This window comes from Streptomyces sp. NBC_00457 (assembly GCF_036014015.1).
In the GTDB taxonomy this organism is placed as follows: Bacteria; Actinomycetota; Actinomycetes; order Streptomycetales; family Streptomycetaceae; genus Streptomyces.
Genome location: NZ_CP107905.1, coordinates 936,723 through 949,944 on the forward strand (window position 1 = coordinate 936,723; position 13,222 = coordinate 949,944).

13 protein-coding genes are annotated in these 13,222 nt (G+C 70.0%); 3 read left to right on the forward strand and 10 right to left on the reverse strand.

Annotated features, from left to right (window positions below):
• Nucleotides 1-49: 49 nt before the first annotated feature.
• On the forward strand, nucleotides 50-1,240 hold the full coding sequence (locus tag OG828_RS04435) for a lactonase family protein (protein ID WP_328500161.1): 1,191 nt from the start codon (nucleotides 50-52) through the stop codon (nucleotides 1,238-1,240).
• Here the strand turns inward: OG828_RS04435 and OG828_RS04440 are convergent.
• Together OG828_RS04440 and OG828_RS04445 are read right to left on the reverse strand one after the other, a co-directional pair.
• Nucleotides 1,208-1,933, reverse strand: coding sequence for a DUF2470 domain-containing protein (locus OG828_RS04440; RefSeq protein ID WP_328350374.1), 726 nt, complete (start codon nucleotides 1,931-1,933; stop codon nucleotides 1,208-1,210). The genes OG828_RS04435 and OG828_RS04440 overlap by 33 nt on opposite strands.
• Nucleotides 1,934-2,027: 94 nt before the next feature.
• Nucleotides 2,028-2,636, reverse strand: a complete 609-nt coding sequence (locus OG828_RS04445; protein ID WP_328500162.1) for a TetR/AcrR family transcriptional regulator — start codon at nucleotides 2,634-2,636, stop codon at nucleotides 2,028-2,030.
• 108 nt (nucleotides 2,637-2,744) lie between these two features.
• On the opposite strand from OG828_RS04445, the gene OG828_RS04450 reads away from it, so the two are divergent.
• Nucleotides 2,745-4,244, forward strand: coding sequence for a cytochrome P450 (locus OG828_RS04450; RefSeq protein WP_328500163.1), 1,500 nt, complete (start codon nucleotides 2,745-2,747; stop codon nucleotides 4,242-4,244).
• Here the strand turns inward: OG828_RS04450 and OG828_RS04455 are convergent.
• Complete coding sequence (locus OG828_RS04455) at nucleotides 4,206-5,036, reverse strand: pentapeptide repeat-containing protein (RefSeq protein ID WP_328500164.1); 831 nt, start codon at nucleotides 5,034-5,036, stop codon at nucleotides 4,206-4,208. The genes OG828_RS04450 and OG828_RS04455 overlap by 39 nt on opposite strands.
• A 148-nt stretch (nucleotides 5,037-5,184) precedes the next feature.
• Between OG828_RS04455 and OG828_RS04460 the strand changes: the two genes are divergently transcribed.
• Nucleotides 5,185-5,385, forward strand: a complete 201-nt coding sequence (locus OG828_RS04460; protein WP_328500165.1) for a DUF5999 family protein — start codon at nucleotides 5,185-5,187, stop codon at nucleotides 5,383-5,385.
• A gap of 113 nt (nucleotides 5,386-5,498) precedes the next feature.
• On the opposite strand, the gene OG828_RS04465 is transcribed toward OG828_RS04460, so the two are convergent.
• From OG828_RS04465 to OG828_RS04495, 7 genes are all read right to left on the reverse strand, one after another.
• Nucleotides 5,499-6,527, reverse strand: coding sequence for a LacI family DNA-binding transcriptional regulator (locus OG828_RS04465; RefSeq protein ID WP_328350383.1), 1,029 nt, complete (start codon nucleotides 6,525-6,527; stop codon nucleotides 5,499-5,501).
• A 90-nt stretch (nucleotides 6,528-6,617) separates the two neighbouring features.
• Complete coding sequence (locus OG828_RS04470; protein WP_328500166.1) at nucleotides 6,618-8,051, reverse strand: BNR repeat-containing protein; 1,434 nt, start codon at nucleotides 8,049-8,051, stop codon at nucleotides 6,618-6,620.
• A 15-nt stretch (nucleotides 8,052-8,066) separates the two neighbouring features.
• Nucleotides 8,067-8,387: an L-rhamnose mutarotase gene (locus OG828_RS04475; protein WP_328350387.1), complete on the reverse strand. Its 321-nt coding sequence runs from the start codon at nucleotides 8,385-8,387 to the stop codon at nucleotides 8,067-8,069.
• 17 nt (nucleotides 8,388-8,404) lie between these two features.
• Complete coding sequence (gene rhaS / locus OG828_RS04480) at nucleotides 8,405-9,487, reverse strand: rhamnose ABC transporter substrate-binding protein (protein WP_328436677.1); 1,083 nt, start codon at nucleotides 9,485-9,487, stop codon at nucleotides 8,405-8,407.
• Between the two features lie 97 nt (nucleotides 9,488-9,584).
• On the reverse strand, nucleotides 9,585-10,559 hold the full coding sequence (locus tag OG828_RS04485; protein WP_328350391.1) for an ABC transporter permease: 975 nt from the start codon (nucleotides 10,557-10,559) through the stop codon (nucleotides 9,585-9,587).
• On the reverse strand, nucleotides 10,552-11,589 hold the full coding sequence (locus tag OG828_RS04490) for an ABC transporter permease (RefSeq protein ID WP_328350393.1): 1,038 nt from the start codon (nucleotides 11,587-11,589) through the stop codon (nucleotides 10,552-10,554). Before OG828_RS04490 ends, OG828_RS04485 begins: the two co-directional genes overlap by 8 nt.
• Nucleotides 11,586-13,103 carry a sugar ABC transporter ATP-binding protein gene (locus tag OG828_RS04495; RefSeq protein ID WP_328500167.1) on the reverse strand — a complete coding sequence of 506 codons (1,518 nt, stop codon included), beginning with the start codon at nucleotides 13,101-13,103 and terminating at the stop codon, nucleotides 11,586-11,588. The genes OG828_RS04490 and OG828_RS04495 overlap by 4 nt, the downstream gene beginning before the upstream one ends.
• Nucleotides 13,104-13,222 lie beyond the last annotated feature (119 nt).

Below are 13,222 nucleotides of genomic sequence, written 5' to 3' on the forward strand. Positions count from 1 at the left end.
ATCCACGCGAGGGTGGCTGTCGGGACGACCGACGACCTGAGGTGTGGACATGAGCAGTGGTGGCTTGAGCAGGCGCCGGTTCGTCGGCGCGCTCGCGGGAACGGGCGCCGCGGTGACTCTCCCGGCGTGCGACAAGGCCCCGGCGCCCGCCGCGGACACGACACCCCCCGAGCCGACCGCGAGCACACCCCGCGAGGCCGCCAAGCCCTCCGGCCCCCGCCCCCTGTACCTCGGCACCTACACCTCGGTCGACGGCGGCGGCAAGGGCATCGGCCTGGCGACGTATGACGCCGCCACCGGCCGGATCACCGGCGAGGACACCATCGAGGACGTCGGCGATCCGTCGTATCTGGCGCTGCATCCGGACGGCCGCACGCTGTACGCCGTCGATGAGCGCGAGGACGGTGCCGTGACCGCCGTCCGGCTGTCCGACCACAAGATCCTGGGCAGCCGGAGCACCGGCGGCGGGGCCCCCTGCCATCTGTCGGTGCATCCGGGCGGGCGCTGGCTGCTGAGCGCCAACTACGCCTCCGGCAGTGTGGCCGTGCACCCCATCGACACCTCCGGCGCACTCGGCGAGCGCACCGACCTGGTCACGCACACGAGTCCGGCACCGGGCCCGGGTCAAGAGGGCCCGCACGCCCACCAGTTCGTCACCAGTCCCGACGGCGGCCATGTCCTCGCCGTCGACCTCGGCACGGACACCGTCTACACCTACCGCCTCGACACCGGCGCGGGCACCCTCACCGAGGTCTCCCAGGCTCACACGCGCGCCGGCGCGGGCCCCCGGCACCTCACCTTCCACCCGGGCGGCCGGTACGCCTACCTGGCCAACGAGGTGGACGACACGGTCTCGGTGTGCGGATACGACCGCGCCTCCGGTCGCCTGACCATCGGCGAGCCGCAGTCCACGGGCACCGGCGAGGGCACCAGCTACCCGGCGCAGATCGTGGTGACACCGAACGGCGCGTACGCCTATCTCGCCAACCGGGGCCACAACAGCCTCGCGCGTTACGCGGTGGAGGCCGACGGCGCCCGGCTCAGGCTGCTGGACACGGTGCCGGTGTCCGGTGACTTCCCCCGCCAGATCGCTCTCGCGCCGGACGGGACCCTGCTGTTCGCGGCGAACCAGAGGTCGAGCACGGTGAGCGTGTTCCACGTGGACGCCGCAAGCGGTGAACTGCGGCTCGCGGGCGACCCGTTCGCCTCACCCGTCGCCGTCTGTGCGCTGCCGCTGTAGCGCGCGGGGGCAGGAGGCGGCGCTGGCCTGCGAGAGCAGGATGTGCATGCGCTCGGTGAGCTGCGCCACGTCGTCGGCGGGCCGGTGGAACGCCAGTCGTACGTCGCCGTGGGCGCGGGTGCGTTCGATGCGCAGTGTCAGTCCGTGCCGGTCGACGGCGAGGGGCTGGACCTTCACCGCACCGTGCAGGCTTTCGGGCTCGACGAGCCGGGTGAGCCGCTCGACGGCGTCGCCGTGGCAGTCCGCGAGGTGCGTCAGCAGCCGGGACTCCGCCGTGGCCAGCGGGTCCGGTGCGGCGGCGGCGAACTCGTCGAGGTCGACGACCACGGCGCCGGTGGGCTGCCGCAGCACCACGCGCGTGGCGTGGAACGCAAGGAGGTCGCCCTCGGGGGCGAACCAGCCGGCGAGCCAGAGCCGGGCGCGGATCCGGCTGCGTACGGGGACGGGAGCGACGTCGGCGAACTCCAGGACGGCGGACGGCTCGCCGCGGGGCGCGCAGATCGCCGCCGCGAGCAGCGCGCTGTCCTCGGGCACACTGAGGAGCACCCGTCCGTCGTCGTCCACGGAGTGCGCGCCCACGAACTCCTCCCGGCCGCCGTCCGCGGTCACCGCGCAGGACCACGCGGTGGCGAGCAGCGAACGGGCCCGTTCCGCCGCGGCAGGCGCGGCCGTCCAGGATTGGCTGTCACCCATCCCCAAACCTCCTTAGGTAAGCCTTGCCTAACTTACCCAAGATCGGGGCGCACGCCAACCACGTCACGCGAACCTGTGCGGCGGCGATGAGAATTCAGGGCCCGAGCACACCCAGCAGGGCCCGTGCGCAGAGGTCCCGTACCTGCTCCCGCGAGAGGTCCGAGCCCCGCAGCCACTCCAGACAGACGGCCGTCGTGAACGCCAGCCAACCGCGCACGGCGAGTTGGACATCAGGGCGCTCCCGCGCGACGGGGCCGAACTCGGGATCCTCGGCCAGCACCGCCAGGATCTGCTGCTCATGGGCCCCGAGGGCACGCTGGTAGATCCGGCGCACGGCCTGGTCCCCGGCCGCGTCGGCCCGGTGGAAGGCGCGGAAGCCGTGCGCGTGGGCCTCGACGTAGGCCAGGTACGTGTCGAGGTTGGCCGCCAGTTGCTCGCGCACCGGGACTCCCGGCGCCGCCGCGGTCATCCGCAGCATCCGCTCACTCTCCCGCGCCACGACCGCCGCGAAGAAGTCACGCTTCGTCGGGAAGTAGTGGTAGAGCAGTCCGCGCGAGACCCCGGCGATCTCGGCGACCTGCTCGATCCACACGTCGTCGTACGGACTCTCCGAGAACAACCGCGCCCCGACACCGAGGAGTTGCTCGCGGCGCTCCTCGGTACTGAGCCGACGGCGTATCGGGCCGCCCTGGTTCGCGGTCATGTCCGCACTCTACTTGACGTCGATTCAATAGCGGGGCCAGACTGGATCGCGTTGTTGAACCCGCGTACAACACGCTCAACGCACCGCTGGACCAAGGGAGATCGCGTCATGGTGGAGACGACGACCGGGGCCGCGATGCCGAAGGGGTTCCGCAGCGCCGAGCAGGGCTGGCCTCAGCTGCACCGGATTCCGCATCCGCCGCGCCGGCTCCCGCTGCTCGGCGATGTGCTCGGCGCCAGCAGGACCAAGCCCTTGCAGGACTCCCTGCGCTACGCCCGGCAGTTGGGGCCGATCTTCCGGCGCAAGGCGTTCGCCAACGAGATCGTGTTCGTGTGGGGCGCGGGCCTCACGGCCGACCTGTCCGACGAGTCACGCTTCGCCAAGCACGTGGGCCTCGGGATCGCCAACCTGCGGCCGATCGTCGGGGACGGGCTGTTCACGGCGTACAACCACGAGCCCAACTGGCAGCTGGCGCACGACGTCCTGGCCCCGGGCTTCAGCCGGGAGGCCATGGCGGGCTACCACCCGATGATGCTGGACGCGGCCGGGCGGCTCACCGACCACTGGGACCGGGAGCTCGCCGCGGGCCGGGCCGTGGACGTGCCCGGGGACATGACGAAGCTGACCCTGGAGACGATCGCGCGCACCGGGTTCGGGCACGACTTCGGCTCCTTCGAACGATCCCGGCCGCACCCCTTCGTCACGGCGATGATCGGCACGCTCTCCTACGCCCAGCGGCTCAACACCGTGCCGCCGCCGCTGGCTCCGCTGCTGCTCAAGCGCGCCTCCCGGCGCAACGACGCCGACATGGACCTCCTCAACCGCACGGTCGACGACATCGTGCGCGCCCGTCGCGCTTCCGGACGCGGGGACGGCGACCTGCTCGACCGGATGCTGGAGACGGCCCATCCGGAGACCGGCGAGCGGCTGTCGCCGGAGAACGTCCGCCGGCAGGTGATCACCTTCCTCGTGGCGGGCCACGAGACCACGTCCGGCGCGCTCTCCTTCGCCCTGCACTATCTCTCCCGGCACCCCGAGGTCGCGGCCCGCGCCCGCGCCGAGGTGGACCGCGTCTGGGGCGGCTCGGAGGCACCCGGCTACGACCAGGTGGCCAAGCTGCGGTACGTGCGCCGGGTGCTGGACGAGTCGCTGCGGCTGTGGCCGACGGCGCCGGCCTATGCCCGCGAGGCCCGCCAGGACACGGTGCTGGCCGGAGAGCATCCGATGCGGCGGGGGGCCTGGGCGCTGGTGCTCACGCCGATGCTGCACCGCGAGCCCGAGGTGTGGGGCGCCGACGCCGAGCGGTTCGACCCGGACCGCTTCGACGCCACGGCCGTACGGTCCCGTCCCGCGCACACCTTCAAGCCGTTCGGCACGGGGGCGCGGGCGTGCATCGGCCGCCAGTTCGCGCTGCACGAGGCAACGCTGGTGCTGGGGTTGCTGCTGCGCCGCTACGAGCTGCGGGCCGACCCCGCGTACCGGCTGCGGGTGACGGAGCGGCTGACGCTGATGCCGGAGGGGCTGCGGCTGCACCTGGAGCCGCGGCGCAAGGCGGTGCCGGCTCCTCGGTCAGAGGCTCCCTGTCCAGTGCGCGGGGCGGGCGACTGACTCCGGCAGCTGCGTGCCCGCGCTGCCCCCGGCCGCGTTCACCTGGGGCTGGGTGAGGAAGAACGCGCCGGTCAGGTCGGCGTCCGTGAGATCGGCGTCCCGCAGATCGGCACCGATCAGATCCGTCCCGCGCAGGTCGGCGCCGGTCAGGTCGGCCGCGATGAGGTAGGCGCCGCGGAGGCTGACGCCACGCAGGTCGGCGCCCTTGAGTCGGGCGCCCATGAGATCCGCGCCCCGGCGGTCCTTCCGACGACCGCGCGCACCCGCCCGCACCAGTTCGCTGGTCCGCAGCAGCAGGGCGTTGACGTCCTGCCGGTGGGCTCTGACGTCCAGCGCGCCGAGTGCCTGCGGAGTCAGGCGGGTCAGCTCCTCGGTCTTCTCCAGGGCCCGGCGCAGATCGCCGTGGACGGGGTGGGCCGCGGGCAGGGTGAGGGCCTCGGTCAGGTACCAGAGCAGTTCGTGCAGCTGGCGGACGACCGGGAACACGTCGAACATCCGGCGGGCCTGATCACGCGGGCCCGTGCGCCAGTCCTGTCCGCCGAAGGTGACCTGGGAGACCTTCTGCCCGGCGCCGAAACAGTCGTAGACCGTGCAGCCGGTGAAGCCTTTCTGCCGGAGGCGGGCGTGGATGCCGCAGCGGTGGTCGTCCTGAAGGTTCCGGCACGGAGTCCCGGCGTCCTTGTCGACCGCGAAGTCCGCCGAGGCGGTGAAGGGCAGCGCGACACAGCACAGGCCGAAGCAGTTCGCGCAGTCTCCGCGCAGGTCGAGGAGGTCGCCGGGTCGATCTTCCATGCGGCCAGCCTAATGTCCGCCGCGAAAGGAAAGCTCACCGATGAATTTCCGGCGGTGTGGGGGTCTCCACATACAACAGAAAACAAGCTCGGCTACCAAAGAGATACGAGCCGGCACGGCAGGAGCCAACGGATCGAGGAGAGACATCATGTGCAGCCATCAGCCTTCGTGCCCCACCGCCGACAGCGCGGACCACCACGCCGCCGTGATCGTCTCGGCCCATCCCGAACAGGGCTGGAGCCTGCTGTGCAACGGCACGATCGTCTTCGACGACACCGGTGAACTGCTGCCGGACGGGCGGGTCGTGAGCCCGCATCGCACGCTTGGCTTGCTGGCCGTCGCCGCGTGAGCCTCCGGCGGTGCTGGCGGTCGGACCGCGCGGCGCCGTCGTGGCTGGTCGCGCAGTTCCCCGCGCCCCTTCGGGGCGCTGCTGCACCGCAGCCGAAACCGCGCCACGTTCCGTCAGCGGGCCGCCAGGCTGGAGCGGCGTACTACCAGTTCCGGCTGGAGTACGACTCGGCGGTGCTCGTGTCGTCGTGGGCCGGTGCTTTCCGCGTCGGTTTCCTCCAGGAGGAGTTCGGCGGCGAGGGCGCCCATGGTGACGGCTGGCTGGCGGACCGAGGTGAGGGGGACGGCGGCGGCTGCGGCGAACTCGATGTCGTCGTAGCCGACGATCGCGAGGTCGTCGGGGACTGAGACGCCGGCGGCGAACATGGCCTGGAGGACGCCGAGGGCGAGCAGGTCGTTGGCGCAGAACACGGCGGTGGGGCGATCGGCGAGGCCCAGGAGGCGGGCGCCCGCGTCCCGGCCGGCGGCGACGTCCAGCCGCTCGGTGGGCAGTTCGCGCAGGGCGCCGGGGCCGAGACCCGCCTCGGTGAGCGCGTTGAGCGCGCCGGTGCGGCGGTCGCGCACCTGATTGAGGCCGGGCGGCCCGCTGACGTACGCGATGGAGCGGTGCCCGGCGTCCACGAGATGGCGTACGGCCAGCGCGCCGCCCGCGACGTCGTCCACGGAGACCGAGCACTCGGTGGTGCCCTCGGCGACCCGGTCGACCAGCACGAAGGGGATGCCGTGGCGGCGGAACGCGTCGATGTTGCGTCCGCTCGCGTCGGTGGGCGTCAGCAGGACGCCGCGAACGCGCTGCTCGGCGAAGAGCGACAGATAGTCGGCCTCCTCACCCGCGCTCTGCGCGCTGTTGCAGACCATCACGCCGAGCCCGGCCTGGCGTGCGGCCCGCTCGGCGCCGCGCGCCACGTCGACGAAGAAGGGGTTGCCCATGTCGAGGACGAGCAGGCCCATGATCCGGCTGCGGCCCGCACGCAGTTGGCGCGCGGACTCACTGCGGACGTAGCCGAGCCGGTCGATCGCGGACAGCACCCGGGCACGGGTCTCCGTGGCGACGGAGTCCGGGCGGTTGATCACGTTCGACACCGTGCCGACGGAGACTCCGGCGGCGCGGGCGACGTCCTTGATACCCACCGACTGGGCCATCAGGCAGGGACCTCCAGATAAACGAGGGGCGGCGGGAAGGTCTTCACATTACCGTCATGCCGCCCCACCAGTGGTGCGGTGGTGCGTCGGTCACGCGGGGAGCCGGAAGTCGACGACTCGGAGCGCCGAGGGCGTCGTACCGCTGGACTTCTCCTGGTACATCACCGACAGCACGTTGTCCTGCGCGATACGCGTCTCGTCGATCACGACCTCCCCGAAGGCGTTGAGCCCGGCGCCGTCGAACAGGATCCTCCAGTCGGTGTGTCCGGAGGCCGCGGAGGCTCCGGCGATCCGGCCGAACGGGAAGATCGCGTAAGCGTTGTTGTACTTGTCCATGACCAGCTTGGTGCGCTGACTGGAGTTCAGCGGGACCGGGATCTCGGTCTTCTGCCAGGGGCCGGAGGCGCTCTTGCGGACGAGGAAGGCACGTCCGTTGGCGGTGCGGTTGGCGACGTAGTTCGTGGTGCACTGGCCGAAGCGGCCGGGTACGTAGCTGATGATGGCGTGCGGGCGACCGGCCGTGTCGATGAACTGGCTCTCCTGGTTCATCAGGGAGTGGTCCGGGTTGAGCGGGTCCACGACCAGTCCGGCGTCGGTGACGGAAACCCTGTCGGCGCTGTCGGAGCTTCCGGTGGTGCCGACCACCGTGCCCGCGTTGTTGCGCCACGTGCGGCCACGGTCGTCGGAGTAGACGTAGCCGGTGTCGTGGTTGGTGATGCCGCCGCTGTTGCACATCACGGCGTTGTTCTGCTCGCGCCAGGTGAACATGGCGTGCAGGCGCCCGTTGCGGTCGTAGTCGATGCCGTGCAGGTACATGTTGCGGGCCGTGCTGGAGCCGTGCTCGCTGGTGTAGGTGCCGGTGGAGCTGGTCCACTCGCCGAGGTTGGTCCAGCGCGTGCCGTCGTACTCGGCGAGCGCGTTGCGGCCGTTGCCGGAGACCGCGACGCGGTAGCTGAGCTGGAGGCGACCCTCGGGGGTCGAGATGAACTGCGGGTACGTGAACTGCGAGGTGAGCGCCAGCCCGTCGAGGGTGGACTGCGGTGCGCCGAAGCGGCTCGCGGTCCAGCTCAGCCCGGCGGGGTTGTCGAGAAGCCCTGCCACCGACTTGACGTAGGTGAAGCCGTCGCTGTGGGAGTCCATGTTGAGGTGCAGCCGGCCATCGGTCCGGGAGACGCCCATGGAGATGACGTTGTGGGAGTCGTTGTAGCGGAGCGTGTGGCCGACCCTGACCGTGGACCAGGTGGTGGCGCCGAGGGCGCGGCGGCCGACGACGGCGTTGCGGTCGGCGGTGTACCAGACGGCGTACTGGTAGCCCTTGTAGGTGAGCAGGCCGTTCTTCTGAAAGGAGTTGTTGTTGACCAGGCCGTCGTAGGAGACGAAGAAGATGGCCTGGGTGTCGAGGGTGGTGGTGCCGGTCCGGGTGACGGAGGGGCCGGGGTCGGCTGCCCTCGCGATGCCGGCGCCGAGGCCGGGTCCGACGACGGAGGCCAGCAGGGCCGTACCGAGCAAGGCACGTCTTCTCATATCAGCGACTCCGGCTCAGGCTAGGTGGAAGACTTCGGTGAGGGGTTTCATCGCTTCGTCGGGTCGGGCGCCGTCCAGGGACTCGAAGAACGGCGCCATCTCCGCCTGCCAACGGGCGTTGACCTCGGTGGCCTCCATGCCGGTCTGGGCGGCGGCGAAGTCCTCGGTCTCCAAGTAGCCGACCAGCAGGCCGTCTTCACGCAGGAAGAGCGAGTAGTTGTGCCAGCCGGTGGCCGAGAGTGCGTCGAGCATCTCCGGCCACACGGCGGCGTGCCGCTCGCGGTACTCGTCGAGGCGGTCCGCCCGGACCTTCAGCAGAAAGCACACACGCTGCATCAACACCCCTCCGGATGTCAGAAGTTGAACTGGTCGATGTTCTTGGCGTCGAAGACGGTCGGCTTGCCGAGGCTGATCACGCCGTCCTTGCCGATGGTGTACTCGCCCATGTCACCGGCCTTGAACGTCTCGCCTTCCTTGCCGGTGATCTGCCCCGACACCAGCGCCACGGCCGTACGAGCGGCCAGCTCGCCGAGCTTCGCCGGGTCCCACAGCTCGAACGCGTCGACGGTGCCGTTCTTGACGTACTTGCGCATGTCGTTCGGGGTGCCGAGGCCGGTCAGCTTGACCTTGCCCTTGTACTTGGAGCCCGACAGGTACTGGGCCGCCGCCTTGATGCCGACGGTGGTCGGGGAGATGATCCCCTTCAGGTTCGGGTACTCCTGGAGCAGCCCCTGGGTCTGCTGGAAGGACGCCTGCGCGTCGTCGTTGCCGTACGCGACCTTCACCAGCTTCATGTTCTTGTACTTGGGATCCTTGAGCTCGTCCTTCATGAACTCGATCCAGGTGTTCTGGTTGGTCGCGGTCTGCGCAGCGGACAGGATCGCGATCTCGCCCTTGTAGCCGATCTGTTCGGCGAGCAACTGCACCTCGGTCCGGCCCAGGTCCTCGGCGGACGCCTGCGAGACGAAGGCGTTACGGCAGTCCGCCTTGGTGTCGGAGTCGTACGTCACGACCTTGATGTCGTTCTTCATGGCCTGCTTGAGCGCCGTGCACAGCGCGCCCGGGTCCTGCGCGGAGACGGCCATCGCGTCGACCTGCTGCTGGGTGAGCGTGTTGACGTAACTCACCTGCCCGGCGGTGTCCGTCGCGCTGCTCGGACCGACCTCCTTGTAACTGGACCCCAGCTCCTTCAGAGCCGCCTCGCCACCCTTGTCGGCCGAGGTGAAGTACGGGTTGTTGACCTGCTTGGGCAGGAACCCGACGGTCAGCCCCTTCTTCAGCTCGGCATTCGGGTCGGCCTTACCGCCGGTGGCAGCGGAGGCGTCCTCATTGGCGACGTCCTTCTTGGTGGTACCGCCGCAGGCGGTGAGGGCGAGAGCGAGCGAGGTGGCGGCGGCGAGAGCCGCACAGGTACGGCGGAGGGATGACTTACGCATGACGGTTTCCTTTGAACGAGGGTGAGTGAAAGCGCCCCGATAGGGGCGCGGGGAACTGCGCGACCAGCCACAACGGACCCGCAGCCATACGACGGCCCTACGACGTGAGCCTCTGCGCCCGTGCCACGGCAATCTGGCGTGCCACTCGCGGCCCCAACACGGACAGCACCAGCAACACACCGGTGACGAGAATCTGCGTCTGCGCAGAAACGTCCTGAAGACTCATCACGTTCTGCAGCGCACCCAGCAGGAAGACACCGGCGATCGCACCGCCCAACGTCCCCTTGCCACCGTCGAAGTCGATGCCACCGAGCAACACGGCAGCGACAACCGACAGCTCAAGCCCTGTGGCGTTGTCATACCGAGCGGACGCGTAATGCAGGGCCCAGAAGATCCCGGTCAGCGAAGCCATGAGCCCCGTCACCGTGAACAGGATCAGCTTCTGCCGCTTGACCCGGACGCCGGCAAACCGCGCCGCCTCCTCACTCGCCCCGGTCGCGAAGACCGACCGCCCGAACGGCGTGGCATGCAGAACGATCACGCCGATCGCGAGAAGCACCAGGAAGGGCAGGAAGGCGTACGGGATGAACGTGTCGCCGATGCGTCCGGCCGCGAAGTCCAGGTACTGCGTGGGGAAGTCGGTCACCGCGTCGGAGCCGAGCACGATCTGTGCGATACCCCGGTAGGCGGCGAGAGTGCCGATGGTGACGGCGAGCGAGGGCAGCCCGAGCCGGGTGACGAGCAGACCGTTGATGAGGCCGCAGACCACGCCGAGCAGCAGGCAGATCGGGATGATCGCTTCGATCGTCATGCCCTCGTTCCACAGCGCGCCCATCACGGCGCCCGAGAGACCGGCGGTGGAGGCGACCGAGAGATCGATCTCGCCCGAAACGACCAGGAGGGTCATCGGCAGGGCGATCAAGGCGATCGGAAGGGTGTTGCCGATCAGGAACGACAGGTTGAGAGCATTTCCGAAACCGTCGACCGTGCCGAACGACAGCAGCAACACGACGATCAGAAGCGCGCCGACAACCGTGTCCCAGCGGATCGCGCGCGTCAAGGACTCAGGCATGGCGGGCGTTCCTCTTCTTCAGGGCCGAGGCCACGCGCAGCGCGACGACCCGGTCGACCGCGATGGCGAGGATGAGCAGGATGCCGTTGATGGCGAGCACCCAGACGGAGCTGACGCCGAGGGCGGGCAGCACGCTGTTGATGGAGGTCAGCAGCAGCGCGCCGAGCGCGGCGCCGTACACGCTGCCGGAGCCGCCGGTGAAGACGACACCGCCGACCACCACCGCGCTGACGACGGTGAGTTCGTAGCCGTTGCCGGTGCCGGAGTCGACGTTGCCGAACCGGGCCAGGTACATGGCGCCCGCGAGCCCGGCGAGGGCGCCGCAGAAGGTGTACGCGGCCAGGATCCGCTTGCGGACCGGGATGCCGGCGAGGCGGGCGGCCTCGGGGTTGGAGCCGAGCGCGTACAGCTCGCGTCCGCTGCCGTAGTGCTTGAGGTAGTACGCCGTCGCCACCAGGACCGCCAGCGCGATCAGCGCCAGCCACGGCACCGCCCAGATGCCGCCGGAGCCGAAGTCGACGAAGCCGTCCGGCAGGTCGGCGGCCGTGATCTGGCGGGAGCCGACCCAGATCGAGTCGATGCCCCGGATGATGTAGAGCGTGCCGAGGGTGACGACGAGGGCGGGCACCTGGCCGAGGCTGACGAGTAGCCCGTTCAGCAGGCCGAAGCCGATGCCGAGCAGGACGGCGAGGAGGATGGCCACGACGGAGTTGCCGCCGTTTTGGAGGTAGGTGCCGGCCGCGAAGGCGCTGATGCCGAGCGTCGAGCCGACCGAGAGGTCGACGTTGCGGGTGATGACGACCAGGGACTGGCCGGTGGCGACCAGCACCAGGATGGTCGCGTTGAGCAGCAGGTCCTTGATGCCCTGCTCGCTCAGGAACTCGCTGTTGCCCAGCTGGGTGATGACGATCATCACCAGGAACACGACCAGGATGGCCAGTTCCCGCATCTTGAAGACGCGGTCGACCAGCCGGGTGCCGCTGGACTTGGACACCTCGGTCACGGGAGCCGGGTCGGTGGTCACCGTCATGCGGCGGCCCTCCCCGTGGCTGCGGCCATCACGGTTTCCTCGGTGGCGTCGGAGCGCGGGATCTCGGCGGTGAGCCGGCCCTCGTGCATCACCAGCACGCGGTCGGCCATGCCGAGGATCTCGGGCAGGTCGGAGGAGATCATCAGAACGGCCACCCCGTCGGCGGCCAGCTCGCTGAGCAGCCGGTGGACCTCGGCCTTCGTGCCGACGTCGATGCCGCGGGTGGGCTCGTCGACGATCAGCACCTTGGGGCCGGTGGCCAGCCACTTGGCGAGGACGACTTTCTGCTGGTTGCCGCCCGAGAGGGTGTTCACGGTGTCGGCGATCCGGGCGTACTTGACCTGGAGCTTGACGGCCCAGTCGAGGGAGCGGCTGCGCTCGGCGCCGCGGTCCATGAGGCCCGCCTTGACGGTCGTACGGAGTCCGGTGAGGCCGATGTTCCGCTCGATGGACATGTCCATCACCAGGCCCTGAGCGCGCCGGTCCTCGGGGACGAGGGCCAGCCCGGCGGCCATGGCGGCGGAGGGGGCTCCGTTGGTCAGCTTCCGCCCCTGCACCTCGACCTCGCCGGCGTCCCAGCGGTCGATGCCGAAGACCGCGCGGGCGACCTCCGTACGACCGGCGCCGACGAGTCCCGCGAGGCCGACGATCTCGCCGGTGCGGACCTCGAAGGAGACGTCGGTGAAGACTCCCTCACGGGTCAGCCGCCGGACGCTCAGGGCGACCTCACCGGGCCGGACGTCCTGCTTCGGGTACAGCTCGTCGAGGTCGCGGCCGACCATCCGGCGGACGAGGTCGTCCTCGGTCATGCCGTCCAGACGCTCGCTGGCGATCCAGGCACCGTCGCGCAGTGTGGTCACCGTCTGGCAGATCTGGAAGATCTCCTCCAGCCGGTGCGAGATGAACAGCACCGCGGCACCCTGTTCGCGCAGGGTGCGTACGACACCGAAGAGACGGGCCACCTCGCTGCCGGTGAGGGCGGCGGTCGGCTCGTCCATGATCAGGACGCGGGCGTCGAAGGAGAGCGCCTTGGCGATCTCGACGATCTGCTGGTCCGCGATGGACAGGCCGCGAGCAGGGCGGTCGGGGTCGAGTTCGACGCCCAGCCGTTGCATCAGCGCGGCGGTGGCGGTGTGCGTGGCCTTGTGGTCGATCCGGCCGAGGGTGCGCCGCGGTCGGCGGCCCATGAAGATGTTCTCGGCGATCGACAGGTCGGGGAAGAGCGTGGGCTCCTGGTAGATGACGGCGATACCGGCGTCGCGGGCGTCGCCGGGGCCGTGGAAGACGACGGGCTCACCGTCGAGCAGCACCTGGCCGGCGTCCGGCCGGTGCACTCCGGCGAGCGTCTTGATGAGGGTCGACTTGCCGGCGCCGTTCTCACCGGCGAGTGCGTGCGCCTCGCCGGGGAACAACTCCAGGGAGACGTCCCGCAGAGCGCGCACGGCGCCGAAGGACTTGGAAACGTCCTTCAGTGCCAGCACCGGGGCCGGACCCGTGTCGGACGGGTGGGTCATTGGGGGCTCCTCGACGACACCGGCGGGACTGGCCTCACCGCGTCGTGAAAGGTTTCAACTGGGTTGCCGGGACGTTAGGCACCGGAGCCATGTCACGTCAATGGGTCTGTGTCGAAAAA

Bases quoted from the DNA above. Each gene is read 5' to 3' on its own strand.
- OG828_RS04495 (WP_328500167.1), bottom strand. From the start codon at position 13,103: ATGACCCACCCGTCCGACACGGGTCCGGCCCCGGTGCTGGCACTGAAG.
- rhaS (WP_328436677.1), bottom strand. From the start codon at position 9,487: ATGCGTAAGTCATCCCTCCGCCGTACCTGTGCGGCTCTCGCCGCCGCC.
- OG828_RS04440 (WP_328350374.1), bottom strand. From the start codon at position 1,933: ATGGGTGACAGCCAATCCTGGACGGCCGCGCCTGCCGCGGCGGAACGG.
- OG828_RS04490 (WP_328350393.1), bottom strand. From the start codon at position 11,589: ATGACGGTGACCACCGACCCGGCTCCCGTGACCGAGGTGTCCAAGTCC.
- OG828_RS04445 (WP_328500162.1), bottom strand. From the start codon at position 2,636: ATGACCGCGAACCAGGGCGGCCCGATACGCCGTCGGCTCAGTACCGAG.
- OG828_RS04450 (WP_328500163.1), top strand. From the start codon at position 2,745: ATGGTGGAGACGACGACCGGGGCCGCGATGCCGAAGGGGTTCCGCAGC.
- OG828_RS04455 (WP_328500164.1), bottom strand. From the start codon at position 5,036: ATGGAAGATCGACCCGGCGACCTCCTCGACCTGCGCGGAGACTGCGCG.
- OG828_RS04435 (WP_328500161.1), top strand. From the start codon at position 50: ATGAGCAGTGGTGGCTTGAGCAGGCGCCGGTTCGTCGGCGCGCTCGCG.
- OG828_RS04470 (WP_328500166.1), bottom strand. From the start codon at position 8,051: ATGAGAAGACGTGCCTTGCTCGGTACGGCCCTGCTGGCCTCCGTCGTC.
- OG828_RS04475 (WP_328350387.1), bottom strand. From the start codon at position 8,387: ATGCAGCGTGTGTGCTTTCTGCTGAAGGTCCGGGCGGACCGCCTCGAC.
- OG828_RS04465 (WP_328350383.1), bottom strand. From the start codon at position 6,527: ATGGCCCAGTCGGTGGGTATCAAGGACGTCGCCCGCGCCGCCGGAGTC.
- OG828_RS04460 (WP_328500165.1), top strand. From the start codon at position 5,185: ATGTGCAGCCATCAGCCTTCGTGCCCCACCGCCGACAGCGCGGACCAC.
- OG828_RS04485 (WP_328350391.1), bottom strand. From the start codon at position 10,559: ATGCCTGAGTCCTTGACGCGCGCGATCCGCTGGGACACGGTTGTCGGC.